This window comes from Azoarcus sp. TTM-91 (assembly GCF_012911025.1).
Lineage (GTDB): Bacteria > Pseudomonadota > Gammaproteobacteria > Burkholderiales > Rhodocyclaceae > Azoarcus.
This window is the reverse complement of the sequence record NZ_WUEI01000271.1, coordinates 1-996: the sequence shown is the minus strand read 5'-3', so window position 1 is coordinate 996 and position 996 is coordinate 1. Positions and strand designations below refer to the sequence as shown.

At 60.2% G+C, this 996-nt stretch carries 1 protein-coding gene; it reads left to right on the top strand.

The window, feature by feature from the left end; genetic code table 11:
* Window positions 1–4: 4 nt before the first annotated feature.
* The coding region (locus tag GRF61_RS24180) for an IS630 family transposase (protein ID WP_169153161.1) at window positions 5–996 on the top strand (992 nt) is incomplete at its 3' end.

Here is a 996-nt window from a genome sequence, read left to right as displayed (position 1 = left end):
TGACATGGAAAAGATCGATGTCAGAAAGCTTGAGCCAGCAGCGCGCGAGCAGCTTCGGCGGACGGTGATTCGAATGCTGGGGCGCGGGCATAGCCAAACGGCGGTCGCCGCCGAGCTTGGAATCAACCGGCTGACGGTGCACAACTGGGCCAAAGCCCATGCCGAGCGTGGTGCGGCGGCGTTGAAAGACGGTCAGCGGGGGCGGCCTGAAGGCAGCGGGCGAGTCCTCATGCCTGCCCAGGAAGAGCGGATCCAGAAAGAACTGGTAGATCGAACGCCCGACCAGTTGAAGCTGAAGTTTGCGTTGTGGAGCGCGCAGGCGGTGCGTGCAGCGATCAAGCAGATGTTCCTGGTGGACTTGCCGGTACGTACGGTTCGCAAGTATCTGGCACGCTGGGGGTTTACGCCGCAACGCCCGGTCAAGCGTGCCTACGAGCAGCGGCCCGAGGCGGTCCAGAAGTGGCTCAAGGATGTGTACCCGGCCATCGTCGTGCGCGCGAAGGCCGAAGGTGCCGAAATCAGTTGGGCCGATGAAACGGCGGCCAGCAGCGTGGAGCACTACGCGCGAGGCTATGCCCCGCGAGGCAAGACGCCGGTGCTGATGCTGTCGCAATCGAAACGTTGCCGGATCAATCTCATTTCCGCCGTCACCAACCAAGGCACGCTGCGATTCATGCTCTATCGGGAAACGCTGGATGCGGACATGTTCATCAAGTTTCTCAAGCGGTTGTGCAAGGACGCAGGCAAGAAAGTCTTTCTGATCGTCGATAACCTGCGCGTGCATCACGCCAAGGTGGTGAGGGCATGGCTGGCAGAACATGTCGAGGAGATTGAACTGTTTTACCTGCCGAGCTACTCGCCTGAGCTCAATCCGGATGAGTATCTGAATGCCGACTTGAAGGCTCGCATGAACGCGGGCGAACCCGTTCGGACACCAGAGGCGATGCAAAGCAAACTGCTCGGGCATCTGCGAAGCCTGCAAAAACAGCCTGAACG